This window comes from Aeromonas sp. (genome assembly GCF_050252055.1).
In the GTDB taxonomy this organism is placed as follows: domain Bacteria; phylum Pseudomonadota; class Gammaproteobacteria; order Enterobacterales; family Aeromonadaceae; genus Aeromonas; species Aeromonas caviae.
Window position 1 is genome coordinate 1 of the sequence record NZ_JBFWLQ010000012.1, and the last position, 25,945, is coordinate 25,945.

Here is a 25,945-nt window from a genome sequence, read left to right on the forward strand (position 1 = left end):
GCACCCAATTTTAGATTACGCATTGAGCGTGGTCTTTACCGGTTAGTGTGCTGATATGGCTCAGTCGGTAGAGCGCATCCTTGGTAAGGATGAGGTCCCCAGTTCGATTCTGGGTATCAGCACCATTTTCAAGCAGTACAAGCTTTTGCCTGACGGCAATAGCGCCGTGGAACCACCTGATCCCATGCCGAACTCAGAAGTGAAACGCGGTAGCGCCGATGGTAGTGTGGCATTCGCCATGCGAGAGTAGGACACTGTCAGGCACCTATTCAGAAGAGGCCTCCCATGCGGGAGGCCTTTTTGCATTTCTGTCCTCCCGCCGCAATTCCCTGCTTCTATTTCAGTAAAAATGCTGGGCTATCAAGGGATTGCTCGTTACTCTTTAGCCGTTGCCCGATGAACACGTGATGCTGCCTGCGAGGTATTGATGGCTACGTTGAAGGAAATTGCACAGGAGGCGGGGGTATCGCTTGCTACCGTATCCCGTGTGCTGAACGAGGATCCCAGCCTGAGCGTCAAGGACGAGACCAGGCAGAAGATCTTCGAGATTGCCGAGCGGCTGGAGTACAAGACCAGCAGCGCCCGCAAAGGGGTGCACAAGAGCAAGCTGCAGCTCCTGGCTGTCTACGCCTATCCCCAGAGCACCGAGGTCAACGATCCCTATTACCTCGCCATCCGCTACGGCATCGAGACCCAGTGCACCCGCCTCAACATCGAGCTGGCCCACTGCTACAACGGTGCCGAGGGGCGTGAGCTCTCTGCCGTCGATGGCATCCTGGTCATCGGCCATCTGCCGGAAGAACGGCTGGCCGTGCTGCGCGGCCTGTCTGCCCAGCTGGTGTTCGTGGATTGCCGCTCCCAGGGGGATTTTGACTCGATTGACGTGGATCTGGCACTCATCAGCCAGCAGGTAGTGGACTTCTTCATCGCCGAGGGCCATCAGCGCATCGGCTATATCGGTGGCCAGGATGATGGCCCGGATCTGCGGGAACTCGCCTTTCGCGATTATGGCCAGCGGCTTGGCGTGGTACAGGAGAGCGACCTCTATCGCGGAGACTTCTCCAGCGCTTCCGGCTACAAGCTGGCGAAGGAGATGCTGGCCGGCGACTGGCCCAGGGCGCTGTTTGTCGCCTCCGACTCCATCGCCATCGGCGTGCTGCGTGCCATCCACGAGAAGGGACTGGCGATTCCCCAGCAGATCGAGCTTATCAGCGTCAACGATATCCCGACCGCCAAGTTCACCTTCCCGCCGCTCTCCACGGTGCGGATCCACTCCGAGTTGATGGGCTCCCAGGGGGTCAATCTGCTGGTCGAACGGCTGCGTGACGAGCGGGATATCCCGCTGCGGGTGCTGGTACCGAGCAAGTTGACCCTGCGTGGCACCACGCGCTGATTTTAGTAAAACAACCTGCATTTTAGTCGCACTATCTTATGGTGGTGCGACTCCTCTCCCAAGCAAACTGCTTTGCAATATCATCCAATGACGTCACATCACATTGTTTTATAGTTGATTTTACTGCCATTCAGCCAGCTATCATCAACATCCATGCCACTCATCTATACCTTGCCCTCCTTTGTCTCCCGCTTCTGATCTCGCTCACAAAACCATCCGTTCACTGTGATCAGGTTAAAACTTTACCTATTCAAAACTGATATTTAGTAAATATTTATCTAGAGTTTACCCAGTTAACGTTGCCTTGTTCCGGGAGGACATGTGAATAACTGGGAAAACGTCCAATTCGTTGGTGAAAACAGGCTGGCTCCGCGCGCCTACTTCTTCTCTTATGCCGACCACGCGCTGGCGGCCACCATGCAGCGGGAGCTGAGCCGCCGTTTTCTGAGCCTTAGCGGTCAGTGGCAGTTCCACTACTTCGACCACCCCCTGCAGGTGCCGGAGGCCTTCTATCACAGCCCCATGAGCGACTGGGGCCAGATAGCCGTCCCCAACATGTGGCAGATGGAGGGGCATGGCCAGCTGCAGTACACCGACGAAGGTTTTCCCTTCCCCATCGACGTGCCCTTCGTGCCGACCAACAACCCCACCGGCGCCTATCAGCGCAGCTTCACGCTGAGCCCGGCCTGGGACGGCGAGCAGGTGATCATCAAGTTTGACGGGGTGGAGACCTACTTCGAGGTCTATGTGAACGGCCACTATGTCGGCTTCAGCAAGGGCAGTCGCCTCACCGCCGAGTTCGATATCAGCGCCTACGCCAACATCGGCGAGAACCTGCTGTCGGTGCGGGTGATGCAGTGGGCTGACTCCACCTATATCGAAGATCAGGACATGTGGTGGATGGCGGGGATCTTCCGCGACGTCTATCTGGTGGGCAAACCGGCCGCCCATGTGCAGGACTTCTTCATCCGCACCGCGCTGGCCGATGACAATCAGAGCGCTACCCTGAGCTGCGACATCCAGCTGGAGAACCTGGGGGCGCCTGCCCGGGATCACCGTCTGGTCTGGGTGCTGCTGGATCAGGGCAGCGAGATCGCCAGCGGCTCGCTCGATCATCTCGCCATTGACGGCAAGTGTGATTGCCGTTTCACGCTGGATCTGGCCAATCCCCATCTGTGGAGTGCCGAAGACCCTTACCTCTATCAGCTTCAACTCTCCCTCTACAACGGTCAGGGCGAGCTGCTGGAAGTGATCCCGCAGCGAGTCGGGGTGCGTGAAATCAAGGTCAAAGATGGCCTCTTCCATGTCAACGGTCACTACCTCAAGCTGCACGGGGTGAACCGCCACGACAACGACCACCTCAAGAGCCGCGCGGTCGGCATGGATCGGGTGGAGCGCGATATCGTGCTGATGAAGCAGCATAACCTCAACTCGGTGCGCACCGCCCACTACCCGAACGACCCGCGTTTCTACGAGCTGTGCGACCAGTACGGTCTGTTCGTGATGGCGGAGACCGACGTGGAGACCCACGGTTTTGCCAACGTCGGCGATCTCAGCCGCATCACCGACGACCCCTTCTGGGAGCCGGTGTTCGTGGATCGCATCGAGCGCCACGTGCACGCCCAGAAGAACCACCCCTCCATCATCATCTGGTCGCTCGGCAACGAGTCCGGCTACGGCTGCAATATCAGAGCCATGTACCAGCGCTGCAAGGCGATCGACCCGACCCGGCTGGTGCACTACGAAGAGGATCGCGATGCCGAGGTGGTGGATGTGGTCAGTACCATGTACTCGCGCGTCTCCCAGATGAACTGCTTCGGCGAGTTCCCGATGGCGAAGCCGCGCATCCTCTGCGAATACGCCCACGCCATGGGCAATGGCCCGGGTGGCCTCAGCGAATACCAGCAGGTGTTCGACCGTCATCCCCACATTCAGGGTCACTACATCTGGGAGTGGTGCGATCACGGCATTCTGGATCAGGACGAGCAGGGCCGCCCGGTCTACAAGTACGGCGGCGACTACGGCGACTACCCCAACAACTACAACTTCTGCATGGATGGCCTCATCTATCCGGATCAAACCCCGGGGCCGGGCCTGCGCGAATACAAGCAGGTGATCTGCCCGGTCAAGGTGCGCGCGCTGGATCTGGCCAGCGGCAAGCTGGCGGTGGAAAACCGCTACTGGTTCTCCACTCTCGACGACATCCGCCTGCTGGTCGAAGTGAAGGCCGAGGGCGAACTGCTGGCCAGCCAGCAAATCCGGCTGGAAGGGATTGCCCCCGGTGCCACCACCGAGTTGCAACTCGAACTGCCATCCCTCGATGGACGGGAAACCTTCGTCCAGCTGCGGGTCATCAAGGCCACCGCCACCCGCTACAGCGCGGCGGAGCACGAGCTGGGCCAGTACCAGTTCCAGCTGAAGGCATCGACTCGTCAGCTGCAGCCCTTTGCCAATCCCAACGCTACCCCGTTGCATATCGCCGATGAGCGCCTTGACCTGACCCTGAGTGGCAGCGGCTTTGCCCTGCGCTTCTCGCGCCTCGACGGCAAGCTGGTGAGCTGGCAGCAGGATGGTATCGAACTCATCGAGCGAGCCCCACGCCTCACCTTCTTCAAGCCGATGATCGACAACCACAAGCAGGAGTACGAGAGCCTGTGGCACCCGAACCACCTGCAGATCATGCAGGAGCACTTCCGCACCTTAAGCTGGCGTCAGCTGGGCGAGGCGGTCGAGGTGACGGTTGAGAGTCTGATCGCGCCGCCGGTGTTCGACTTCGGCATGCGCTGCCGCTACGTCTACACCCTGAGCCCGAACGGCCAGCTGCACGTGGCACTGTCCGGCCAGCCCTACGGCAGTTATGACGACATCATCCCCAAGATCGGCTTCGAGCTGGGCATTCGTCAGGATCTCGACCGGGTGCACTACTACGGCATGGGGCCGGGCGAGAACTATCAGGACAGCCGCCAGAGCAACTGGATCGACAGCTTCCAGAGCACAGTCAGCGAGATGTGGGAGCACTACCCCTTCCCGCAGGACAACGGCAACCGCCAGCAGGTGCGCTGGGCGACCCTGACCAATCGTCACGGTGCCGGTCTCTACGTGCGACCCGATGCCCCCATCAACCTGAGCGTCTGGCCCTACAGCTGGGAGCATATCCACGCGGCTCAGCACATCAACGAGCTGGAACCCTGCGGTTATCTCACCCTCAATCTGGATCACAAGGTGCTGGGGCTGGGTTCCAACTCCTGGGGCTCCGAGGTGCTGGACTCCTGGCGGGTGCGCTTCGAGCCGTTCAGCTTCGGTCTGACCCTGCTGCCCATCGCCCGTGGCAACCTCAATCCGGCTGCGCTGGCCGGGCTCGATCTCACCATCAACGGCGGGAGGAACCTCGCATGATCACCCTGGACAACCTGACCCTGTTCAAAAACATCTACCGGGAGGGCAAGAAGTGGGGCCGCTGCGTGGAGGCCATCAACAACCTGCCGAACCTCAAGCCCGGCATCTGCCACTCCATCGGTGACTCCCTCACCTATCGCTTGCAGGAGGGGGCCAGTCCGGCCACCTCACTGTTCGAGGGGCAGCGCCGCTACTTCAACGTTCACTACTACCTGGAAGGGGCAGAGACGGTGGAGTGGGCCCTCAAGTCGGAGCTGCGGGTCGAGCAGGCCTATGACGACACCACAGACCGCGAGTGGCTGGCCGGTGAGGTGCGTGAGCGCCAGCAGGTCGGCAACGGTCAGGTGGTGATCTTCGAGAACGACGAGGCCTACCGTTTCGTCGGCGACGGGCCGGTGCGCAAGGTGATCATCAAGGTCACCGTCGAAGGCGGCTACTTCAAGAACAAATAACAAGCCGCCGGTTCTGCACTGACAAAGCCGGAAGGGCGGGGCTCACCCTACACATCATGCCCCGCCCTTTCGCTGAGATAACTACAGGTCTGGAGATGCACCATGTCTGATTCCAAACGCAATACGATAGGCAAGTTTGGTCTGCTGTCGCTCACCTTCGCGGCGGTATTCAGCTTCAACAACGTCATCAACAACAACATCGAGATCGGTCTGGCTTCGGCCCCGATGTTCTTTCTGGCCACCATTTTCTACTTCATTCCGTTTTGCCTGATCATTGCGGAGTTCGTATCACTGAACAAGAACTCCGAAGCGGGGGTGTATGCCTGGGTGAAGAGCTCCCTCGGCGGTCGCTGGGCCTTTATCTCCGCCTACACCTACTGGTTCGTGAACCTCTTCTTCTTCACCTCGCTACTGCCGCGGGTCATCGCCTACGCCTCCTATGCCTTTCTCGGCTACGAGTACATTCTCACCCCGGTGGCGACCACGGCCTTGAGCATGGTGCTGTTCGCCTTTGCCACCTACGTCTCCACCAACGGTGCCAAGATGCTCGGCCCCATCACCTCGGTGACCTCGTCCCTGATGCTGCTGCTGACCCTCTCCTACATCCTGCTGGCGGGTGCGGCACTGGTGGGCGGCGTGCAGCCGGCTGACCCCATCACGGTAGAGGCCATGGTCCCCGATTTCAGCTGGGCCTTCCTCGGCATCACCACCTGGATCTTTATGGCAGCCGGTGGCGCCGAGTCGGTGGCGGTCTATGTCAATGACGTAAAAGGCGGCTCCAAGTCCTTCGTCAAGGTGATCATCGTCGCCGGGATCTTTATCGGCGTGCTCTACTCCATCGCCTCGCTCTTGATCAACGTGTTCGTCCACAGCGACACCCTGAAATATACCGGCGGCTCGGTGCAGGTGTTTGAAGGGCTGGCGGCCTACTTCGGTTTGCCGGAGATCCTGATGAACCGCTTCGTCGGTCTGGTCTCCTTCACCGCCATGTTCGGCTCCCTGCTGATGTGGACGGCGACCCCGGTGAAGATCTTCTTCTCCGAGATCCCGGCCGGCATCTTCGGCAAGAAGACGGTCGAGCTGAACGAGCACGGCGTGCCCGCCCGCGCAGCCTGGATCCAGTACCTCATCGTGCTGCCGCTGATGGTGATCCCGACCCTGGGCTCCAACACAGCGCAGGATCTGATGAACACCGTCATCAACATGACCGCTGCCGCCTCCATGCTGCCGCCGCTGTTCATCATGCTGGCCTACCTCAATCTGCGGCTGAAGCTCGACCACCTGCCGCGGGATTTCAAGATGGGGTCGCGTTCCACCGGCATCGCCGTGGTCTCGGTGCTGATCGTCCTCTTCTCGGTGGGCTTCCTCGCCTCCACCTTCCCGACCGGTGCCGACATCATGACCATCGTCTTCTACAACGTCGGCGGGATCGTGATTTTCCTCGGCTTCGCCTGGTGGAAATACAACCGATACGAGGCCTCCCTCAGCGCCGAGGCGCGCGCGAAAGAGGCCCAGCCGGCGGCGCAGGTCGCCATGCAGACGCCATAGGCACGGCATTGACTCCCCATCAAACCGGGTGGCCGTTGGCCACCCGCAAACCGTTGAACCAGAAAAGGAAAAGAGCATGAGCGAGACGATCGAGTTTGCCGAATTCAAACGGGTCGAGATGAAGGTGGGCAAGGTGCTGGAGGTGGTGCGTCACCCCGGTGCCGACAAACTCTACATCGTCCAGATCGACGTGGGTGGCGAGCGGCCGCTGCAGACCGTCACCAGTCTGGTGCCTTACTACAGCGAAGAGGAGCTGATGGGCAGCGAGGTGGTGGTACTGACCAACTTGAAACCCACCAGGATGCGCGGCGAGCGTTCCGAGTGCATGTTGCTCTGTGCCGAGACCCCGGACGAGAGCCAGAGCGTGCTGTTGCAACCGCGGGTGCCGATGGCGCCGGGCACCCCGATCGTCTGACTGGTATTGCGAGCCGGTGCGGTGAGATTGCACCGGTTCACCAACGAGGCCGTCCACGCGGCCCGATCATAACAAGAGAGTAACGCGCGGGGCCGACAGACCCTTGCCGAACACATCACTGAGTCACAGCGCTCCCCGCAGGGAGCGCGAGTCCACTGGAGGACACCATGTCTGAATCCGTACGCGGCACCATAGGCAAGTTTGCCCTGTTGTCGATGACCTTTGCCGCCGTGTTCAACGTGCGCAACATCGTCAACAACAACATCGAGCTGGGGCTCAGCTCCGCCCCCATCTTCCTGCTGGCGACCATCGTCTACTTCATCCCGTTCGTCTTCATCATCGCCGAGTTCGTCTCGGCCAATAAAAACTCCGAGTCGGGGATGTACGACTGGCTGAAAAAGCCGCTCGGCACCCGGATGGCCTATCTGGGCTCGTTTCTCTACTGGTTCGTGAACCTGTTCTGGTTCGTCTCCCTGCTGCCCAACGTCATCGCCTACGCCTCCTACGCCATGCTGGGCTATGAGTACAGCTTCTCGCCCATGGTCACCTCGGTCATCTCCATCGTGCTGTTTGCGGCGGCGACCCACATCTCCACCAAGGGGGCGAGCTGGCTCGGCAAGATTGCCGAGATCGTGGCCTACGGGGTATTTGCCCTGTTCGCCATCTATGTGCTGGGCGCCCTGATGGCTCTGAGTGGCGATCATGTGCCGGCCCAGCCCATCACGCTGGAGGCGATGACTCCCACCGTCAACTGGGCGACCCTCGGCATCATGTGCTGGATCTTCCAGGCGGCGGGCGGTGCCGAGACGGCGGCGGCCTACCTCAATGACGTGAAGGGGGGTCAGAAGTCCTTCATCAAGGTGATCATCAGCGCCGGTATCGTCATCGGTGCCATGTATGCGGTTGGTTCCCTGCTGGTGAACGTGTTCGTGCCGCGCGAGAGCCTCACCTACGCCGGCGGCATGGTGGAGATCTTCACCGGCATGGCCCAGTACTTCCAGCTGTCGGAAGCGCTGGTGGGCCGCTTCGTCGGCGTGGTGCTGTTTATCGCCATGTTCGGCTCCATGATGATGTGGACCTCGGCGCCGGTGAAGATCCACTTCTCCGAGATCCCGCAGGGGGTTTACGGCGAGAAGACCACCCAGCTCAACGAGCACGGGGTGCCGGTGCGCGCCGCCTGGTGGCAGTTTGTCTTCGTGTTCGTGATGCTGGTGGTCAACGGCTTCGGCTCGGAATCGGTGCAGCAGATGATGAACACCGCCATCAACCTCACCGCCGGCACCGCCATGCTGCCGCCGATCTTCATCATGGTGGCCTACTTCGTGTTCCGCTGGAAACATGACGACACCCCGCGCGAGTTCCGCATGGGGTCGCGCAAATTCGGCATGGGGGTGGTGTCTGTGCTGATCGCCATCTTCGTGGTGAGCATGAGCGCCTCCGCCTTCCCGGCCGGGGTGGATCTGGTGCGCGCCTTCTTCATCAACGTCTTTATGACCGCGGTCTTCTCGGCGCTGGCTTACTGGTGGATCTCCCGCTTCGAGAAGCGGCAGGCCCGCAAGCTCGGTGGCAATGAGAAGAAAACCGGCAACGGCAAGCTGGCCAGCCAGCGCTGATCGGCATGTGGCAAACAGGAGACGGGCGACCAGGGTCGCCCGTTTTTTATTGGCCGGATCCGGGGCCGGAGGGTCAAAATCGTTTAGTTTTGCTGTGAGAATGTGCGTTATCGTTTAACAAAATGAAACAAATGAAGCTGCCGCTCAACTTTGCACCACAGGGTGTTCGGGGTAAGCTTGTCCCTTCGTATCCGGGGTCGCCGCCTGATGACGCCTTCCCCGTGCCCTGTCGTCCCCATCCCGTGCGGGACGCGCTTTCTCTGGAGATTCTCCGTGCGTCTGGATCCTTTTACCTCTGTGCTGATTGCCGTGGTGGCCCTGGCCTCCTTCTTCCCCTGCGAGGGGCAGGTGGCCGTCTGGTTCGGTCTGCTGACCAAGCTGGCGGTGGCGCTCTTGTTCTTCATGCATGGTGCCAAGCTGTCGCGCCAGAACCTGCTGGCGGGCCTCGGCCACTGGCGGCTGCACCTGGTGGTGATGGCGAGCACCTTCCTGCTCTTCCCGCTGCTGGGGCTCTTGCTCACGCCCCTGGTGCCCCAGTGGCTGAGCCCGGCCATCTATCTCGGCTTCCTCTACCTTTGCGCCCTGCCCGCCACCGTGCAGTCGGCCATCGCCTTCACCTCCATGGCGGGGGGCAATGTGTCGGCGGCGGTGTGCAGCGCCTCGGCCTCCAGCATCCTCGGCATCTTCCTCTCGCCGGTGCTGGTGGGGCTGATGATCAATGTGCAGGGGGAGGGGGTCGATACCTGGCACTCCATCCAGTCCATCATGGTGCAGCTGATGCTGCCGTTCGTGGTCGGCCACCTGTCGCGTCCGCTCATCGGTCGCTGGGTCGACAGCCACCGTCCGCTCATCGGCAAGCTGGATCAGAGCTCCATCCTGCTGGTGGTCTACGTCGCCTTCAGCGAAGCGGTGGTGCAGGGGATCTGGCACCAGGTCGGCTGGTACGATCTCGCCAGTATCGTGCTGCTGAGCTGCGTGCTGCTGGCGCTGGTGCTGGGCTGGAACGTCTGGATCAGCCGTCGCCTCGGTTTCAACAGGGCGGACGAGATCACCATCGTCTTCTGCGGCTCCAAGAAGAGCCTGGCCAACGGGGTGCCCATGGCCAACGTCATGTTCCCCGCCGCCAGCGTCGGTGTCATGGTGCTGCCGCTGATGATTTTCCACCAGATCCAGCTGATGGTGTGCGCCGTGCTGGCCCGCCGCTACCGCGAGCAGGAGGCGGTGCCCCAGGTACAGGAGGGGTAAGCGGTCCGGATAAAGAAGAGGGAGGCCATGGGCCTCCCTCTTTCGTTTGCCGCGTCGTCAGCGTTTGCGCCAGACGGTGAGCTGGGCCACCGTGTGCTGGTACTTGCGGGCGGTCTCGCGGATGACGAAGGGGACGTCCCTCGGGGGCATGTGCTCCTCGAACTCCTCCGCCAGCAGCCGTTGCAGCGCCTGATAGGTGCCGAGGGCCTCGCCGTTTTCCCGGATGCCGCCGAGCCAGTTGGCCTTGGGGGTGTAGTCGGTCAGCCAGGTGTAGGGGCTGGTGAGCACCAGCAGGCCGCCGCTGCGAAGGCGCGGAGCAATGTCCCGCAGGAAGCGGGCGGGCTCCCGCAGCCGGTCGATCAGGTTGGAGGCGAGCACCAGGTCGTAGTCGCCGTACTTGGGCTTGAGGTTGCAGGCATCCCCCTGGCTGAAGTGGGCCCGTTCGCTCTGCTCGCGACCGAGCTCGTGGCGGGAGAGGCGCGCCTCGCAATATTCCACCAGATCCCCTTCCACCGGCACCGCATAGCGGAAGCTGTCCTGTCTTGCCAGGGTCAGGGCCACGTCGATGAAGCGGGCCGAGTAGTCCACCCCGTCCACGTGGGCGAAGCGGCGAGCCAGTTCGAAGCTGGCGCGGCCGGTGGCGCAGCCGATATCCAGCGCCCGCTCATGGCGGCCGCAGAGCTCGCTGGCAAGACCGGCCAGAGCCTCGGCGTAGTTGGCGACCCCGAAGTGGCTCGGACCGTACTGGAAGTCGAGGTACTGAGCGACGAGGGTGTCGGTTTCATAAGGGTTCACGATGACGGGCTCCTGATGGCGCGAGACCAGGTAGCGGAAGCCCGCGTGCTGGAAGAAGTGGCGACGGAAGGCGTAGCGGGAGGATTTGAGCGCCTCGTTGCCGGTGCTGATCCAGCTCCCGCCCTTGATGAGGGTGTGCTTGCCGTCGAAGGTGGGGGTGGAGAAGTCGTCGTAGAGGGGGTGCACCTTGAACCCCTCGAAGCCGTCGATGGCGGTGCTGGTCCACTGCCAGACGTTGCCCACCAGATCGAAGAAGCTGCCCTGGGGGCAGGCATCCACCGGGCAGGAGGAGGCGAAGCGGGCCAGGTTGATGTTGCCGGGGGCCTCCATCCAGTCCGGCTGATCGCCGGCCAGTTGCTCCCGCAGCAGCATCCACTCCCCCTCGCTTGGCAACTGGACGGGCAGGCCGGTCTGATCCGCCTTCCAGCGGCAGAAGGCGGCGGCCTCCAGCTGGTTCACCTCCACCGGCCAGTCCCAGGGCATGGGGACCTGCTCGGTCATCAGCCGCAGTTGCAACTGCTCGGGTTCATTGGGATCGCCGACCCAGAAGGTAGGCATGCGGGCGTTGGCATACTGGCGCCAGCCCCGGCCCTCGTCGTCCCACCAGGCGGGCGCTTCATATCCGCCCGCCTGCACGAAGGCCAGGTACTCGGCGTTGCTCACCAGCATGCGGCTGGCCTGGAAGGGGGCCAGCTCGATGTGGCGCTCGCCGTATTCGTTGTCCCAGCCGTAGGTGGCATCCTGTTTGCCGAGGCGCACCTGGCCGCCGGCCACCGGCAGCAGGGTGTTGACGGGGACGGCGGCGAGCTCGTGGCGCGCCTCGGGGCAGACGGGCCACTGGGGCTGGCTGCGCACCCAGGCCAGGGGCAGCTGGCGGATCAGCACGCTGGAGGTCTCGAGGTGGATGCGCTCGTGCTCTATCCCCATCAGGATGACCCAGGCCGGGCTCTGCCAATGGATGGGCAGCTCGATCGGCATCCGCTCGATGAAATCACACACCAGGGCGCGCACCCGGCCGCGGTAGTCACGCAGCTCGGCCACCGTGGGCCAGTCGTAGTGGGTCTCGTCCAGATCGTCCCAACTCATCTCGTCCACCCCGATGGCGACCAGGGCCTCGATGCGGGGGTCGAGGCGGCTCTCGATGAGACGGGCCGCCAGCAGCTTGTTGACGAAGAAGGCGGCGGTGTGGCCGTAGTAGAAGATGAGGGGGTGGCGCAGGGGGATTGCCTTGTTGAACCAGGCCTGCTCGTCGGCCAGGCAGTCGAACAGCGAGTCGTAGAGATCGAAGGTCTGGCAGAAGTAGGCGAGGAGCTCGCGGCGCTTGTGGTCGGGATCGTCGCCGGTCAGCAGCGGGGTGCGGGTGGGGGCAGGCAGGCCCGGATGGACGAATGGGTGGCTGGCTTGGGTCACGCTCTGACTCCTTGTTGATTCTGGCGGGTGAAGCAGCGATGGAGTGCTCTATACGCACCAGGTATCACTATTGGCTCAACGAACCGGGGCGGCAACCAAAAAAATGGGTCAACGCCCCCCTTCGGGTGTGGTCAGATTGACCAGATTGTGGTCTGAATGGCTCTTTGTTGTGTGCCCTTCGAGCCTCGAAATATTGAAATGCATAGATAAATCATTATGTTAGCTATATGGCACAGGGTTTGCTGATTGCCACTCACCTGCCGCGCCGTGCGGCAAAGAGGAAACGAGGAGTAGCGGGATGAAATGGATGCTGGGAGTGGTGCTGGCCCTGGGACTGACCGGATGCAGCTGGCAGGATGACGTCAAGGTGCGCGGGGAGGGGGCCGTGGTGGAGCAGCAGCATCCCTTGGGGCGGGAGGTGACCCGGGTGCTGGCAGGCGTGCCCGCCAACCTGTACCTGGTGGCGGGAGAGAGCCACACCCTCAGGGTCAAGGGGGAGGCCAACCTGCTGCCCTATCTGGTACTCACCGAGAAGGGGGAGAAGCTGGAGATCGAGGTCAAGGATGGCTACCGGCTCGACCCCACCCAGCCGCTGGAGATCACCATCACCCTGCCGACGCTGCACGAGTTGGCACTGGCGGGGGTTGGCAACGGCGCCTTGCGCGACTTCAAGGGGGATGATCTGGTGCTCTCCCTGGCGGGCACGGGGGACATCGTCGCCAGCGGGCTGACGCTGGATCGGCTGGAAGGCAACATCGCCGGGCTGGGCAACCTGGATCTGGGGCAGGGCTCCGCCCGGGTGATGGCGCTGAACATCGCCGGCGCCGGTGGCGTCAAGGGGGCCGGGCTCGCCAGCGAGGAGGTCGAGGTGAGCATCGCCGGCAGTGGCGAGGTCGAGGTGCGGGCCCGGTCGCGGCTCAAGATAGAGATCGCCGGTGCCGGTGCGGTCAACTACTGGGGCAGCCCAGCGCTGACCAGCGAGATCGCGGGTTCGGGTCAGGTGAGCCGGTTGGGGAGCTGATCCCATCATCGCAACAATGAAAAAGGCCCCTCGGGGCCTTTTTTGCAGGATGCGACACTGTGGGGCGACGCCTCACTCGAGGGGGAGTGCGAGGCCCAGATCGGCGTTCAGGCGCATCAGCAGCCACTGCATGCCGGCGAGGTGCTGGTGGTCATGGCTGACGAGCAGGCGCACCAGACCGTCCAGGGTCACCTCCCCATAGCCGCCATAGCGGGCGCGGCGCTGCCAGGCGTCGGACGGCACCGTCTTCAGCCATTCGACGGTCTGCAGGCGGGCGGTGCGAAACCGGTCGAGCTGCGTGGCGGTATCCTGCCGGGGGTAATCATGGTCCAGCGCCAGCTGATAACCATCGAGGGAGGCGAGCTCCGGCAGGCTTTCTGCCAGGGTGCGACGAAACCGCACCTGATAGCCCAGCACCTCGATGTCCAGCAGGTGGCAGAGGTGCCCCCTGGCACTGAAACGCTCGGAGGGGATCCCGGCCCAGTTGGCGGGTTCCCAGTCCAGATGGCCGGTGGGGACCTGTGCCAGCAGCCGCTCGAACTGGTCCGGCATGGCCAGCAATGTGGTGAAGAGAGGCATCCTTGTCTCCTGTTTCCGGGTGAATGGCCGCCCGCTGACGGGGCGGCCACGAGCGGGTCAGCCTCAGGCCGGTTCGCCCAGGTGGTTGGCGTGAAAGCGCAGGTGTGCCTCGATGAAGCTCGCCACGAAGTAATAGCTGTGGTCGTAGCCGGCATGGCGGTTGAGCGTCAGGGGCCACGCCCGGGTGGCGGCCACTTCGGCCAGGGTGTCGATGCCGAGCTGCTCCGCCAGGAAGGGGTCGTCCAGCCCCACGTCCACCAGGGTCGGCAGGGGCGGGCTGTCGTGGTGGCGCAGCAGCTGGCAGGCATCCCACTCCTGCCACAGCAGGGGGTTGTTGCCGAGGTAGGCGCCGAGGGCCTTCTGGCCCCAGGGGCAGCGGCTCGGGTGGCTGATGGGGCTGAAGGCCGACACCGAGCGGTAGCGACCCGGCTCGCGCAGGGCGGCGATGAGGGCGCCGTGGCCCCCCATGGAGTGGCCGCTGATGGCGCGCTTCGTCGAGACCGGGAAGTGGGTCTCGATGAGCTCGGGCAGCTCCCGGGTGACGTAATCATACATCTGGTAGTGATCCCGCCAGGGGGTCTGGGTGGCGTTGACGTAGAAACCCGCCCCCATGCCGAGGTCATAGCCGGGATCGTCCGCCACCCCTTCACCGCGGGGGCTGGTGTCAGGCGCTACCAGAGCGATGCCGAGCTCGGCGGCGATGCGCTGGGCCCCGGCTTTTTGCATGAAGTTCTCGTCGGTGCAGGTGAGACCGGAGAGCCAGTAGAGCACCGGGACTTTCTGGCCGGTGAGGGCCTGGGGCGGCAGGTAGATGGCGAAGCGCATCTCGCACCCCAGCACATTGGAGCGGTGGCGATACTGCTTGTGCCAGCCGCCGAAGCTCTTGTTGCTGCTGATGATGTCCAGATTCATGTAAGGACTCCTTGCCCCGCCCATGCGATGGGCGGGGCGCTCATGGGATCAGTAGTGGATGACGGTGCGGATGCTCTTGCCTTCGTGCATCAGATCGAACGCCTCGTTGATCTGCTCGAGGGGCATGGTGTGGGTGATGAAGTCGTCCAGCTTGAACTCACCCTGCATGTAGCGCTGTACGTAGCTCGGCAGCTCGCTGCGACCGCGCACGCCCCCGAAGGCGCTGCCGCGCCACACCCGGCCGGTGACCAGCTGGAACGGACGGGTGCTGATCTCCTGGCCCGCACCGGCCACGCCGATGATGACGGATTCGCCCCAGCCCTTGTGGCAGCACTCCAGCGCCGCGCGCATCACCTTGACGTTGCCGATGCACTCGAAGGAGAAGTCGACGCCGCCGTCGGTCATCTCGACGATCACCTCCTGAATGGGCTTGTCGAACGTGTTCGGGTTGATGCAGTCGGTGGCGCCCAGCTTGCGTGCCAGCTCGAATTTGCTCTCGTTGATGTCGATGGCGATGATGCGGCCGGCCTTGGCCAGGCGCGCGCCTATGATGGCGGAGAGGCCGATGCCCCCCAGCCCGAAGATGGCGACGCTCTCACCCTCTTTCACCTTGGCGGTGTTCATCACGGCGCCGATGCCGGTGGTGACACCGCAGCCCAGCAGGCAGACCTCTTCCAGGGGGGCGGCCGGATCCACCTTGGCGATGGATATCTCGGGCAGTACCGTGTATTCGCTAAAGGTGGAGGTGCCCATGTAGTGATAGATGGGCTGGCCGTCCTTGGAGAAGCGGGTGGTGCCGTCCGGCATCAGCCCCTTGCCCTGGGTGGCGCGGATCTTCTGGCACAGGTTGGTCTTGCCGGATTTGCAGAACTTGCACTCGCCGCACTCGGGGGTGTAGAGCGGGATCACGTGATCGCCGACCTTGACGCTGGTGACGCCCTCGCCGACGGACTCGACGATACCGCCCCCTTCATGGCCCAGGATGCAGGGGAAGACCCCTTCCGGATCTTCACCGGAGAGGGTGAAGGCATCGGTGTGGCAGACGCCGGTCGCGACGATCCGCACCCGCACCTCGCCGGCCTGGGGCGGCATGACCTCGACCTCTTCGATGGAGAGGGGCTGACCCGGTCCCCAGGCGATGGCGGCTTTACACTTGATGCTCTGAACCTGTGCCATGAATGTCGTCCTCGTAGTGGTTGGATGAACGGAAATGAGTTCGGAGATCCAGTGTAGTTTCCCGCCGATTTGGTGATAATAACGCTAAGTATCAAATCACTTTTACACACAGGTAATAATGTTCGGCTGGGAAGGGGTCTGTGAATTTGTCAGCGTGGCGGAGCAGGGGGGCTTTACCCCGGCCGCGCGCAAGCTCGGGGTGTCGGTGGCCCAGGTGAGCCGCCAGGTGGCGCAGCTCGAAGACAGGCTGCAGGCCAAGCTGCTGCTGCGCACCACCCGTCAGGTGCGTCTCACCGAACTCGGGGAGATCTATTTTCGTCACTGCCGCCAGTTGCTGGACAACCTCTACGAGGCGGAGCTGGCGGTGGGACGCCATCAGGCGGTGCCCCAGGGCTCCTTGCGCATCACGGCCCCGGTCTCCTACGGCGAGAGCCGCATCGCCCCCCTGGTGAATGACTTCATGGTGCGCTTCCCCCAGCTGGAGGTGACCCTCAACCTCACCAACCAGTTGCTGGATCTGGTGCACGAGGGGTTCGATCTGGCGATCCGCCTCGGCCACCTCAAGGATTCGACCCTGGTGGCCCGCAAGCTGGCGCAGCGGGTTCCCTATGTATGCGCCTCCCCCGCCTACACCGCCCGCCACGGCATGCCCAACAGTCTCTCGGAGCTGGCCCGTCACACCTGCCTGGTGGGCAACGGGGACGAGTGGCACTTCACCCTGAACGGTAAACCCCACAGCGTGCGGGTACGCGGTCTGCTGCAGTGCAACAGCGGCCACGCCCTGCTGGATGCGGCCATCAAGGGGATCGGCATCATCCAGTTGCCGGACTACTACGTGAGCGACCACCTCGCCCGGGGGGAGCTCATCGAGCTGCTGCCGGAGCTGCGGGCCCCCGAGGAGGGGATCTGGGCCCTCTATCCCCACAACCGCCACCTCTCCCCCAAGGTGCGGCTGCTGGTGGACTATCTGGCCGAGCGCCTCAGCGATCCCCACCAACCCGCCCTGGTTCGGCCCATCGGTTGATGGGGGCGATACAGGTATAAGAAAGAGGCTTGAATGGGTTGGTAGAATACAAGTATTCATAAATGAATTTTTGTTTCAAATGAGCCTTTGTTGTTGTAGCCTGTCAAACGCAATAGACCTGTTCATACCGGGTCTTTATCCTCTTATTGCTAAAGGACAGATAATAATGAAAGGCACGGTTATTGATTTTAATGAATCAGCTCGTACTGGTTTGATTTCTGGGGATGATAGTAATAGATATCAGTTTGACATTATTGAATGGAAAGGGAATCAGCTCCCGAAGAGTGGCTTGAAAGTTGATTTTTCTATTGAAGGCGAGCATGCAAAAGCCATCTATGCCATAGCCTCTAATGCTGGTTCTTCCAAGAAGGTCGCAGCTGCGCTGTTTGCATTTTTCCTGGGCGCTTTCGGTGCTCACAAGTTCTACCTGGGTTACACCAAACAAGGTGTGATCATGCTGCTGATATTTCTGCTTGGTTTCATTCTGCTTGGTTTGCCGTCGGTTGTTATCGGGATCATTGCCTTCATCGAATTTGTTGTTTATATCTCCAAGTCGGATGAAGAATTTGAGCAGACCTATATTATCAATAAGAAAGTATGGTTCTAGCCGATAAATTACCCGGCTAATTACAGGTTTATTGATATGTTGTGCTGATGAAGGAATAACCCGCTCTTTGACAAGGCCGGGTTATTTTTCTATTCAGCCAAGAACATCCTGGATATCTCAAAGAAAAGGCCCGCATGTGCGGGCCTTTTGCATGGCATGAAGGGCGGGGCTATTCCCGCTCCTTGACGTAGGGGGTGCCGAGGGCCTTGGGGGCCACCGCCTTGCCGATGAAACCGGCCAGCAGGAAGACCGTCAGGATGTAGGGCAGCGCCTCGATGGCCTGCACCGGGATCGGGACATCGCCGATGCTGACCCCTTGCAGCCGGATGGCGACCGCGTCGAGGAAGCCGAACAGCAGACAGGCCGCCATGGCGTTCCAGGGGCGCCACTTGCCGAACACCAGGGCCGCCAGCGCCATGAAGCCCTTGCCCGCGCTCATGTTGGGGATGAACTGGGCGGTCTGGGCCACCGCCAGATAGGTGCCCCCGATCCCCGCCAGCAGGCCGCCGATGATGAGGGCGGTGTAGCGCATCCGCACCACAGAGATACCGGCGGTGTCGACCGCCGCCGGGGCCTCGCCCACCGCCCGCAGCCGCAGGCCGAAGCGGGTGCGGAACAGCACCCACCAGGCCAGGGGCACGGCAGCGAAGGCCACGTACTCCAGCAGGGAGTGACCGCTCAAGAGCTCGCTGTAGAGCTGGCCGATGACGGGCACGTCATAGAGCTCCTTGGCATAGGGCAGGTCGATGGGGGCGAAGCGTGCCGCACCGGAGAGCGCCGGGGTCTGACCGCCCTGATCGAACCAGTAGCGCCCCAGGGTCACGGTGAGACCGGCCGCCAGGATGTTGATGGCCATGCCGCTCACCACCTGATCACCCCGGTGGGTGATGGTGGCGAAGCCGTGCAGCAGGGCGAACAGGATGGAGATCCCCACCCCGACTCCCAGCCCAATCCAGGCGGAACCGGTGACGGCGGCCGCGGCCGCACTGGCGAAGGCGGAGGCCAGCAGCTTGCCCTCCAGGGCGATGTTGACCACCCCGGAGCGTTCACAAAACATCCCGGCCATAGCGGCAAGAATGAGCGGAGGCGCGGTACGAATGGTCGCGTCCAGCATCAGGATCAGCATTTCAAACATGGCTTGGACTCCCTTCGGCTCGCAAAACATCCCCGTCATCCATGGCCGCCAGGATCAGTGGCGGTGCGGTGCGGATGGTGGCATCCAGCATCAGGATCAGCATTTCGAACATGATCAGGCTCCTTTCACTTGGGCGGCCGGGCGGTTGGCAAAGGCCAGATAGGCCTGCTCGATGCGCGGGCGCAGCATGTGCTCCAGGGCGCCGCAGAACAGGATTACCAGACCCTGCAGCACCACGACGATGTTGCGGTCCACCCCGAACTCGAAGCTGAGCTCGGCGCCGCCCTGGTAGAGGAAGCCGAACAGCAGGCTGGCGATGATGACGCCGACCGGGTGGTTGCGGCCCATCAGGGCCACCGCGATGCCGGTGAAGCCGAAGCCTTCCACGAAGTTGAGCTTGATCTGGTGCAGCTCACCCTGCAGCACGTTGAGGGCGAAGAAGCCCGCCAGCATGCCGGAGATCACCATGGCCAGGATCACCACCTTGGGGTAGGAGATACCCGCATAGGCGGAGGCACTCTGGCTTGCGCCCACGGAGCGGATCTCGTAGCCCCAGCGGGTATGCCAGATGAAGACCCACACCAGGGCCGCACAGATCAGCGCCCAGAAGAAGCTGATGTTGAGGGGGCTGTTGGGCATGGCGATGCCGAAACCGGCCGCCAGCTCGCTCATCTTCGGCAGCCAGCTCGCCACGGCGAACACCTTGCTCTCGGTCGCCATGGATCCTGGCGGCTTGAAGACGTCTACCAGCAGGTAGGCCATCAGGGAGGCGGCGATGAAGTTGAACATGATGGTGGTGATGACGATATGGCTGCCCCGCTTGGCTTGCAGCCAGGCCGGGATGAAGGCCCAGGCCGCGCCGAACAGGCCGCCGGCGATGATGGCGAGCGGCAGCAAGAGGGCGAACGGCAGCACGTCCCCGAGCAGCAGACAGACCAGACCGACCCCGAGGCCGCCGATATAGGCCTGCCCCTCACCGCCGATGTTGAACAGGCCGGCGTGGAAGGCCACCGCAACCGCCAGACCGGTGAAGATGAAACCGGTGGCGTAATAGAGGGTGAAGCCTATCCCCTCGCCGGTGCCGAAGGCGCCGTACCACATGATTTCGGCTGCCTCGATGGGGCTGATGTCGAGGTAATAGAACAGGATGGCCGACACCAGGAAGGCCAGCAGGATATTGACTGCGGGCAGCACGCCCACGGATATCCAGGCAGGAACACGTGCTTGGCTCATGAATGGGCCTCCTTGATATCGTCGGGGACTGGTGTGTTGACCATCATCAGGCCGAATCCGTTACAAGTGGTTGTGACCTTCATGATGTGGCTCCTTGTGATTGGCTTGCCGCCACGTCGTCAGGAACTATGTTCGCCATCATCAGGCCGATGGTGCGTTCATCCGCCCTGGCGCCGTCCAGCTCGCCGACGATGCGGCCATCGGCGATGACCAGAATGCGGTCGGAGAGGCTCATGATCTCGTCTAGCTCCACCGACACCAGCAGCACCGCCTTGCCCTTGTCGCGCATGGCGATGATCTGCTGGTGGATGTACTCGATGGCGCCGATGTCGACGCCCCGGGTCGGCTGGCCGACCAGCAGCACATCCGGGTCCTGCTCCACTTCCCGGGCGATCACCAGCTTCTGCTGGTTGCCGCCGGAGAAGTTGGCGGTCTTGTGCTCCGGGCTCGGCGGGCGCACGTCCCACTTGTCCATCTTGGCCTGGCAATCCTGGCGGATCGCCTCCTTGTCCTGCAGCCAGCCCTTGTTGTACTGGGCACGGCGGTGATAACCGAGGATGAAGGCCTCTTTCGCCTCGAAGCGGTTGATGAGCCCCATCTTGTGCCTGTCTTCCGGGATGTGGCCGAGGCCGAAGTTGCGCACCTGCTCCGGATCGGCCGGGTGGCTCTGGCTCACCTCGTGGCACTGCGCCCCGGCGATGATGAAGCCGCCCTTGCTGGGCTTGAGGATGCCGCCGAGCATGCTGAGCAACTCGGACTGGCCGTTGCCGGAGACCCCGGCGATGCCGACCACTTCCCCCGCCCGCACTTCGAAGCTGACGGATTTGACCCGTTCCACCCCGGCGTCATCGACGTAAGAGAGGCCCTCGACCTTGAGCTTGGCCTCGCCCGGCTGGGCGGTGCCCTTGTCGACCTTGAGGCGCACCTTGCGGCCCACCATCAGCTCGGCGAGCTGCTCCTTGTCGGTGTCTTTGGTGGCGACATGGGCCACCATCTCCCCCCGGCGCATGATGGAGACCTGATCCGTGATGGCCAGGATCTCCCGCAGCTTGTGGGTGATGAGGATGACGGTCGCCCCCTGATCCCGCAGCTTTTTCAGCACCTCGAACAGGTGATCCGCCTCTTGCGGGGTCAGCACCCCGGTGGGCTCGTCGAGGATCAGGATGCGGGCACCGCGATAGAGCGCCTTGAGGATCTCGACCCGCTGTTGCAGGCCCACCGGCAGATCCTCGACCTTCTCGTGCAGCGGCACCTCGAGACCATAGTCCCGTGCCAGCTCGCCCAGCAGCTTCTCGGCGGCCGCCAGGCTCTTGCCCAGGCGCCAGCCGTTCTCGGCCCCCAGGATGACGTTTTCCAATACGGTAAAGTTGTTCACCAGCATGAAGTGCTGGTGCACCATGCCCACCCCGGCGGCAATCGCATCTTGGGAGCCATGGGGTTTGAACGGATTCCCGTCGATCAGCATCTCGCCTTTGTCGGCGTGGTAGAAACCGTAAATGATGCTCATCAGGGTCGACTTGCCGGCGCCATTTTCGCCGACGATGCCGTGAATGCTGCCTTTACGAACCTGAAGGTCGATCTGCTTGTTGGCGTAAACCTCGCCAAAGCGCTTATCGATACCTCTTAATTCGATGGCATAGCGATCTGTCTGGTCCATGATGCAGTCCTTGCGGGTCATGAAGTAGAGACTAAAAACCGGCCCGTGCGGGCCGGTCATCACTGGTTGAGAGTCGTAGCAGTGACTCGGTATTTGCAGGATCAGTACTTACAGGAGTTGTCGCTCATGTAGTCGTGCACCTTGATCTTGCCGGCGATGATGTCGGCCTTGATGCTCTCGACCTTGGCTTTCATTTCCGGGGTGATCAGCTTGGCGTTGTTCTCGTCCAGCGCCCAGTCAACCCCGCCTTCGGCCAGACCCAGGGACTGGATGCCCGGCTTCCAGCTGCCCTTGGCGGCGTCATCCCAGCTCTTGTACGCGGCCAGACCCACGGACTTGACCATGGAGGTCAGCATGGTGCCCGGTTGCAGGTGGTTCTGGTTGGAATCCACACCGATGGCCAGCTTGCCTTCGTCCTTGGCAGCCTGATAGACACCGATACCGGTGCCACCGGCGGCGGCATAGACCACGTCGGCGCCCTTGGCGAACTGGGACTTGGCCAGTTCTGCACCCTTGGCCGGGTCGGCGAAGGCTGCCGGGGTGGAGCCGGTCATGTTCTGATAGACGTCGATCTTCGGATTGATGTACTTGGCGCCCTGCTCATAGCCGCACTGGAACTTGCGGATCAGCGGGATGTCCATGCCGCCCACGAAGCCGACCTTGCCGGTCTTGGAGGCGATGGCCGCCAGGGCACCCACCAGGAAGGAACCTTCATGCTCCTTGAAGATGAGGGACTGGACGTTCGGCTTGTCGACCACCATGTCGATGATGGTGAACTGGGTGTTCGGGAACTCGGTGGCTACTTTCTCTACCGCAGAACCCATGTTGAAGCCGACGGCGACGATGGGGCCGTTGCCACGGCTGGCCAGACGACGCAGGCCCTGCTCGCGCTGGGCTTCGTTCTGGGGTTCGAACTCCTTGACCTTGACGCCTTTGTCCTTGTTGTAGACTTCGACGCCGTTGCGGAACACGGCTTCGTTGAAGGACTTGTCGAATTTGCCTGCGGTGTCATAGATGACGGCGGGCTCGGAGGCTGCCTGGGCGGACAGGGCAGCGAGGGTGAGGGCGGCCACGGTGGCCAGCTTGAGCACTTTAGTCACGATCGTATCCTTGATTGTTATGTGAGGGTCCACAACCTGTCTTGGCAGGTCATAAAGCACGCTGGCTAACTGTAAGTGAGCCAGCCCGTTGGTCAAGGGGATCATAGAGGAAAAACGTTTGCGTTAACGGTTTGAAATATAAGCAAATTGCCTTATAAGTGTTTGTTTTATGGTATTTTTGCAGAATTAAATTCCGGGATTAATAGGGCTCGATCGACATTTGTGTTTGGATTCATGACGTTAGGCGCAACCGTTTTCCTCCCCTGATGAAAAAACTGGCTTCCATCGGCACCAGCCCTGCGGCCTCATCGACGTCACGTTGGCGGGCGGGCTGGCCCCCGGCTGCTCACGGCTTGGTCTCTGGCGGCTCAGGCCGTATAATCCCCGCCTGTATAAATAAACAGGAGTGGTGATGGACGTTTCAACCCTGCTCGACGGGCTCAATGACAAGCAAAGAGACGCGGTGGCGGCCCCCCGTTGCAACCTGCTGGTGCTGGCCGGTGCCGGTTCGGGCAAGACCCGGGTGCTGGTGCACCGTATCGCCTGGCTGATGCAGGTGGAACGCTGTTCACCCTTCTCCATCATCGCGGTGACCTTTACCAACAAGGCGGCGGCCGAGATGCGCGGCCGGGTCGAGAAGGTGATCGGCGACGGCGTGCGCGGCATGTGGATCGGCACCTTCCACGGCATCGCCCACCGCCTGCTGCGTGCCCACCATCTGGATGCAGGGCTGCCGCAGGACTTCCAGATCCTCGACTCCGACGATCAGTACCGTCTCATCCGCCGGGTGCTCAAGGCGCTCAACCTCGACGAGAAGCACTGGGCCCCGCGCGCCGTGATGGGCTACATCAACGGCAAGAAGGACGAGGGGCTGCGCCCCGGCGACATCGATCTCTACGGCGACCCCGTCACCCGCACCTATCAGCAGATCTACAAGACCTATCAGGAGACCTGTGATCGCTCCGGGCTGGTGGATTTTGCCGAGCTGTTGCTGCGCGCCCACGAGCTGTGGCTGAACAAGCCCCACATCCTCGAGCACTACCGCGACCGCTTCCAGAACATCCTGGTGGACGAGTTCCAGGATACTAACGGCATCCAGTACGCCTGGCTGCGCATGCTGGCAGGGGATTCCGGCAAGGTGATGATCGTCGGAGACGATGACCAGTCCATCTACGGCTGGCGCGGCGCCAAGATTGAAAACATCCAGCGCTTCCTGACCGACTATCAGGGGGCGCAGACCATCCGCCTCGAGCAGAACTACCGCTCCACCGCCAACATCCTCAAAGCGGCCAACAGCGTCATCGCCAACAACTCGGAGCGCCTTGGCAAGGAGCTGTGGACCGAAGGGGCCGAGGGGGAGCCGATCTCCCTTTACGCCGCCTTCAACGAGGTGGACGAGGCCCGCTTTGTGGTTGGCCGCCTCAAGGACTGGAAAGAGAAAGGTGGCTTGCTGGCCGACTGCGCCATCCTCTATCGCTCCAACGCCCAGTCGCGGGTGCTGGAAGAGGCGCTGATGCAGGACGCCATGCCGTATCGCATCTACGGCGGCCTGCGCTTCTTCGAGCGCCAGGAAATCAAGGACGCCATGGCTTACCTGCGGCTTATCAACAACCGTGGCGACGACGCCAGCTTCGAGCGGGTGGTCAACACCCCGACCCGCGGCATCGGCGATCGCACCCTCGAAATCCTGCGCAACAACGCCCGGGATCAGGGCCAGAACCTGTGGCAATCGGCCAAGGCACTGCTCAATGACAAGGTGCTGACCGGTCGCGCCGGCAACGCGGTGCGCGGCTTCGTCGAGCTGATCGACGCCTTGGAGGAGCAGGTCTCCCTGCTGCCCCTGCACCAGCAGGCGGATATCGCCATCCAGCACTCCGGCCTCAAGGCGATGTATCTGGCGGAAAAGGGCGAGAAATCCCAGGCGCGGGTAGAGAACCTGGACGAACTGGTCACCGCCTGCCGCCAGTACCAGCGCCCGGACGAGCTGGAAGACATGAGCGATCTCTCCGCCTTCCTCGCCCACGCGGCGCTGGAATCCGGCGAGAATCAGGCGGACGAATATGCCGACGCGGTGCAACTGATGACATTGCACAGCGCCAAGGGGCTGGAATATCCCCTGGTGCTGCTGGTCGGCGTCGAGGAAGGCATGTTCCCCAGCCAGCAATCCACCGAGGAGTCGGGGCGGCTGGAGGAGGAGCGGCGCCTCTGTTACGTCGGCATGACCCGCGCCATGGAGAAGCTCTACATCTGTTATGCGGAGAGCCGCCGCATCTATGGCCGCGAGATGTTCCACAAGCCGAGCCGCTTTATCCGCGAGATGCCCGCCGAGTGTCTGGAAGAGATCCGGCTGCGCACCCAGGTGAGCCGCCCCACCCAGTACGGCCGCTTTAGCCAGAACGAGGTGCAGCAGAGCTTCGACGCCAGCGGCATCAAGCTCGGCCAGCGGGTGCTCCATCCGAAATTCGGGGAAGGCATAGTGCTCAACTTCGAAGGGGTCGGCCAGCAGAGCCGGGTGCAAATCCAGTTCGACGACGTTGGCGCCAAGTGGCTGGTGACGGCTTACGCGAGATTGGAGGCGCTTTAATCCCCTCACCCTGACCCTCTCCCAACGGGAGAGGGGTTCATCCCCGAGATAGTCTTTGCCTCCTTCTCCCATGGTGGGAGAGGAGCTTGTTCTCGAGATCGTCTTTGCTTCCTTCTCCCATGGCGGGAGAGGGGCCTGTTTCTGAGATCGTCTTTGCTCCCTTCTCCCCTTGCGGGAGAAGGGTTGGGGATGAGGGGCGCTTTCTGATGGCACGGCTGGCGCCGTGCAGGACGCGAGGGCATGGCCCTCGACAGGGTTTCGCCCGCCCTTCGGGCTTGGGCGAGTGACTTTGGAAAGACCCAAAGTCACCAAAGGTCTTCTCCCCCACCAATCCGACCGCTTCGCGGTTGCCCTCGGGTCAGTCACAAGGTCGGACGGAGCGCCGCAGATGGGGCATCCATGCCCCGCTGCGGCTGCGCCATCATCCCTGATGGCGCTCCTGACCTTGTGCCTTCCCCTCGGCGGATTGGAGGGGGATCAATACCGTGCCTGCCTTCGGCTTGGGTGCTCCATCCGAAATTCGGGGAAGGCATAGTGCTCAACTTCGAAGGGGTCGGCCAGCAGAGCCGGGTGCAGATCCAGTTCGACGACGTCGGCGCCAAGTGGCTGGTGACGGCGTGTATGGAGATGGTATTTACCCTACGTGTTGC

19 protein-coding genes, 1 tRNA gene and 1 rRNA gene are annotated in these 25,945 nt (G+C 62.3%); 13 read left to right on the forward strand and 8 right to left on the reverse strand.

Annotation, left to right across the window (positions count from 1 at the left end):
- The first annotated feature begins 49 nt into the window (after positions 1-49).
- The 9 genes from AB7E19_RS18210 to AB7E19_RS18250 all read left to right on the forward strand — a co-directional run bounded on the left by AB7E19_RS18210 (position 50) and on the right by AB7E19_RS18250 (position 10,062).
- A tRNA-Thr gene (locus AB7E19_RS18210) sits at positions 50-125 on the forward strand.
- A gap of 23 nt (positions 126-148) precedes the next feature.
- Positions 149-263, forward strand: a 5S ribosomal RNA gene (gene rrf, locus AB7E19_RS18215).
- A gap of 164 nt (positions 264-427) precedes the next feature.
- A complete protein-coding gene (ebgR, locus tag AB7E19_RS18220; protein ID WP_041214116.1) occupies positions 428-1,393 on the forward strand; it encodes a transcriptional regulator EbgR in 966 nt (321 codons plus the stop codon).
- Between the two features lie 321 nt (positions 1,394-1,714).
- Positions 1,715-4,789: a beta-galactosidase subunit alpha gene (gene ebgA / locus AB7E19_RS18225; RefSeq protein WP_427936148.1), complete on the forward strand. Its 3,075-nt coding sequence runs from the start codon at positions 1,715-1,717 to the stop codon at positions 4,787-4,789.
- Positions 4,786-5,241 carry a beta-galactosidase subunit beta gene (locus AB7E19_RS18230; protein WP_427936150.1) on the forward strand — a complete coding sequence of 152 codons (456 nt, stop codon included), beginning with the start codon at positions 4,786-4,788 and terminating at the stop codon, positions 5,239-5,241. Before ebgA ends, AB7E19_RS18230 begins: the two co-directional genes overlap by 4 nt.
- 102 nt (positions 5,242-5,343) lie before the next feature.
- Positions 5,344-6,789, forward strand: coding sequence for an amino acid permease (locus AB7E19_RS18235; protein WP_427936152.1), 1,446 nt, complete (start codon positions 5,344-5,346; stop codon positions 6,787-6,789).
- Between the two features lie 76 nt (positions 6,790-6,865).
- On the forward strand, positions 6,866-7,204 hold the full coding sequence (locus AB7E19_RS18240; protein WP_026080427.1) for a tRNA-binding protein: 339 nt from the start codon (positions 6,866-6,868) through the stop codon (positions 7,202-7,204).
- 167 nt (positions 7,205-7,371) lie between these two features.
- The gene (locus AB7E19_RS18245; protein ID WP_322131916.1) at positions 7,372-8,817 is read left to right on the forward strand and encodes an amino acid permease; all 1,446 of its coding nucleotides are present in this window, start codon (positions 7,372-7,374) and stop codon (positions 8,815-8,817) included.
- A gap of 273 nt (positions 8,818-9,090) precedes the next feature.
- Entirely contained in the window at positions 9,091-10,062 is a 972-nt protein-coding gene (locus AB7E19_RS18250) for a bile acid:sodium symporter family protein (RefSeq protein WP_427936154.1), read from the forward strand.
- 57 nt (positions 10,063-10,119) lie between these two features.
- Here AB7E19_RS18250 and ovoA read toward each other — a convergent pair whose 3' ends face one another.
- Positions 10,120-12,267 (reverse strand): 5-histidylcysteine sulfoxide synthase, encoded by a 2,148-nt coding sequence (gene ovoA, locus AB7E19_RS18255; protein ID WP_427936156.1) that lies wholly within the window; start codon positions 12,265-12,267, stop codon positions 10,120-10,122.
- Between the two features lie 298 nt (positions 12,268-12,565).
- On the opposite strand from ovoA, the gene AB7E19_RS18260 reads away from it, so the two are divergent.
- Complete coding sequence (locus AB7E19_RS18260; protein ID WP_266110138.1) at positions 12,566-13,288, forward strand: GIN domain-containing protein; 723 nt, start codon at positions 12,566-12,568, stop codon at positions 13,286-13,288.
- A gap of 72 nt (positions 13,289-13,360) precedes the next feature.
- Here AB7E19_RS18260 and AB7E19_RS18265 read toward each other — a convergent pair whose 3' ends face one another.
- The 3 genes from AB7E19_RS18265 to AB7E19_RS18275 form a co-directional block, all read right to left on the reverse strand.
- Positions 13,361-13,867, reverse strand: a complete 507-nt coding sequence (locus AB7E19_RS18265; protein WP_319882279.1) for a DinB family protein — start codon at positions 13,865-13,867, stop codon at positions 13,361-13,363.
- Positions 13,868-13,930: 63 nt separating this feature from the next.
- Positions 13,931-14,779 carry an S-formylglutathione hydrolase gene (fghA, locus tag AB7E19_RS18270; protein WP_039039543.1) on the reverse strand — a complete coding sequence of 283 codons (849 nt, stop codon included), beginning with the start codon at positions 14,777-14,779 and terminating at the stop codon, positions 13,931-13,933.
- A gap of 48 nt (positions 14,780-14,827) precedes the next feature.
- Entirely contained in the window at positions 14,828-15,955 is a 1,128-nt protein-coding gene (locus tag AB7E19_RS18275; protein ID WP_010672469.1) for an S-(hydroxymethyl)glutathione dehydrogenase/class III alcohol dehydrogenase, read from the reverse strand.
- A 118-nt stretch (positions 15,956-16,073) separates the two neighbouring features.
- Here AB7E19_RS18275 and AB7E19_RS18280 point away from each other — a divergent pair, with 118 nt between their 5' ends.
- Positions 16,074-16,979, forward strand: a complete 906-nt coding sequence (locus AB7E19_RS18280) for a LysR substrate-binding domain-containing protein (protein WP_039039541.1) — start codon at positions 16,074-16,076, stop codon at positions 16,977-16,979.
- A gap of 166 nt (positions 16,980-17,145) precedes the next feature.
- A complete protein-coding gene (locus tag AB7E19_RS18285; RefSeq protein WP_033131364.1) occupies positions 17,146-17,586 on the forward strand; it encodes a TM2 domain-containing protein in 441 nt (146 codons plus the stop codon).
- Between the two features lie 169 nt (positions 17,587-17,755).
- Here AB7E19_RS18285 and AB7E19_RS18290 read toward each other — a convergent pair whose 3' ends face one another.
- The 4 genes from AB7E19_RS18290 to AB7E19_RS18305 all read right to left on the reverse strand — a co-directional run bounded on the left by AB7E19_RS18290 (position 17,756) and on the right by AB7E19_RS18305 (position 22,711).
- The gene (locus AB7E19_RS18290) at positions 17,756-18,721 is read right to left on the reverse strand and encodes an ABC transporter permease (protein ID WP_427936160.1); all 966 of its coding nucleotides are present in this window, start codon (positions 18,719-18,721) and stop codon (positions 17,756-17,758) included.
- A gap of 114 nt (positions 18,722-18,835) precedes the next feature.
- Positions 18,836-19,954 carry an ABC transporter permease gene (locus AB7E19_RS18295; protein ID WP_010672473.1) on the reverse strand — a complete coding sequence of 373 codons (1,119 nt, stop codon included), beginning with the start codon at positions 19,952-19,954 and terminating at the stop codon, positions 18,836-18,838.
- A gap of 79 nt (positions 19,955-20,033) precedes the next feature.
- Entirely contained in the window at positions 20,034-21,611 is a 1,578-nt protein-coding gene (locus AB7E19_RS18300; protein ID WP_427936163.1) for an ABC transporter ATP-binding protein, read from the reverse strand.
- Positions 21,612-21,712: 101 nt separating this feature from the next.
- Positions 21,713-22,711, reverse strand: a complete 999-nt coding sequence (locus AB7E19_RS18305) for a BMP family lipoprotein (RefSeq protein ID WP_041212138.1) — start codon at positions 22,709-22,711, stop codon at positions 21,713-21,715.
- A gap of 412 nt (positions 22,712-23,123) precedes the next feature.
- Between AB7E19_RS18305 and uvrD the strand changes: the two genes are divergently transcribed.
- Positions 23,124-25,295: a DNA helicase II gene (gene uvrD / locus AB7E19_RS18310; RefSeq protein ID WP_427936165.1), complete on the forward strand. Its 2,172-nt coding sequence runs from the start codon at positions 23,124-23,126 to the stop codon at positions 25,293-25,295.
- Positions 25,296-25,945 lie beyond the last annotated feature (650 nt).

What these genes read in the sequence shown, in the direction of transcription:
- ebgR (WP_041214116.1), top strand. Translation starts at nt 428, where the DNA reads ATGGCTACGTTGAAGGAAATTGCACAGGAGGCGGGGGTATCGCTTGCT.
- AB7E19_RS18230 (WP_427936150.1), top strand. Translation starts at nt 4,786, where the DNA reads ATGATCACCCTGGACAACCTGACCCTGTTCAAAAACATCTACCGGGAG.
- AB7E19_RS18235 (WP_427936152.1), top strand. Translation starts at nt 5,344, where the DNA reads ATGTCTGATTCCAAACGCAATACGATAGGCAAGTTTGGTCTGCTGTCG.
- AB7E19_RS18240 (WP_026080427.1), top strand. Translation starts at nt 6,866, where the DNA reads ATGAGCGAGACGATCGAGTTTGCCGAATTCAAACGGGTCGAGATGAAG.
- AB7E19_RS18245 (WP_322131916.1), top strand. Translation starts at nt 7,372, where the DNA reads ATGTCTGAATCCGTACGCGGCACCATAGGCAAGTTTGCCCTGTTGTCG.
- AB7E19_RS18260 (WP_266110138.1), top strand. Translation starts at nt 12,566, where the DNA reads ATGAAATGGATGCTGGGAGTGGTGCTGGCCCTGGGACTGACCGGATGC.
- AB7E19_RS18265 (WP_319882279.1), bottom strand. Translation starts at nt 13,867, where the DNA reads ATGCCTCTCTTCACCACATTGCTGGCCATGCCGGACCAGTTCGAGCGG.
- fghA (WP_039039543.1), bottom strand. Translation starts at nt 14,779, where the DNA reads ATGAATCTGGACATCATCAGCAGCAACAAGAGCTTCGGCGGCTGGCAC.
- AB7E19_RS18275 (WP_010672469.1), bottom strand. Translation starts at nt 15,955, where the DNA reads ATGGCACAGGTTCAGAGCATCAAGTGTAAAGCCGCCATCGCCTGGGGA.
- AB7E19_RS18280 (WP_039039541.1), top strand. Translation starts at nt 16,074, where the DNA reads ATGTTCGGCTGGGAAGGGGTCTGTGAATTTGTCAGCGTGGCGGAGCAG.
- AB7E19_RS18285 (WP_033131364.1), top strand. Translation starts at nt 17,146, where the DNA reads ATGAAAGGCACGGTTATTGATTTTAATGAATCAGCTCGTACTGGTTTG.
- AB7E19_RS18290 (WP_427936160.1), bottom strand. Translation starts at nt 18,721, where the DNA reads ATGTTTGAAATGCTGATCCTGATGCTGGACGCGACCATTCGTACCGCG.
- AB7E19_RS18295 (WP_010672473.1), bottom strand. Translation starts at nt 19,954, where the DNA reads ATGAGCCAAGCACGTGTTCCTGCCTGGATATCCGTGGGCGTGCTGCCC.
- AB7E19_RS18300 (WP_427936163.1), bottom strand. Translation starts at nt 21,611, where the DNA reads ATGGACCAGACAGATCGCTATGCCATCGAATTAAGAGGTATCGATAAG.
- uvrD (WP_427936165.1), top strand. Translation starts at nt 23,124, where the DNA reads ATGGACGTTTCAACCCTGCTCGACGGGCTCAATGACAAGCAAAGAGAC.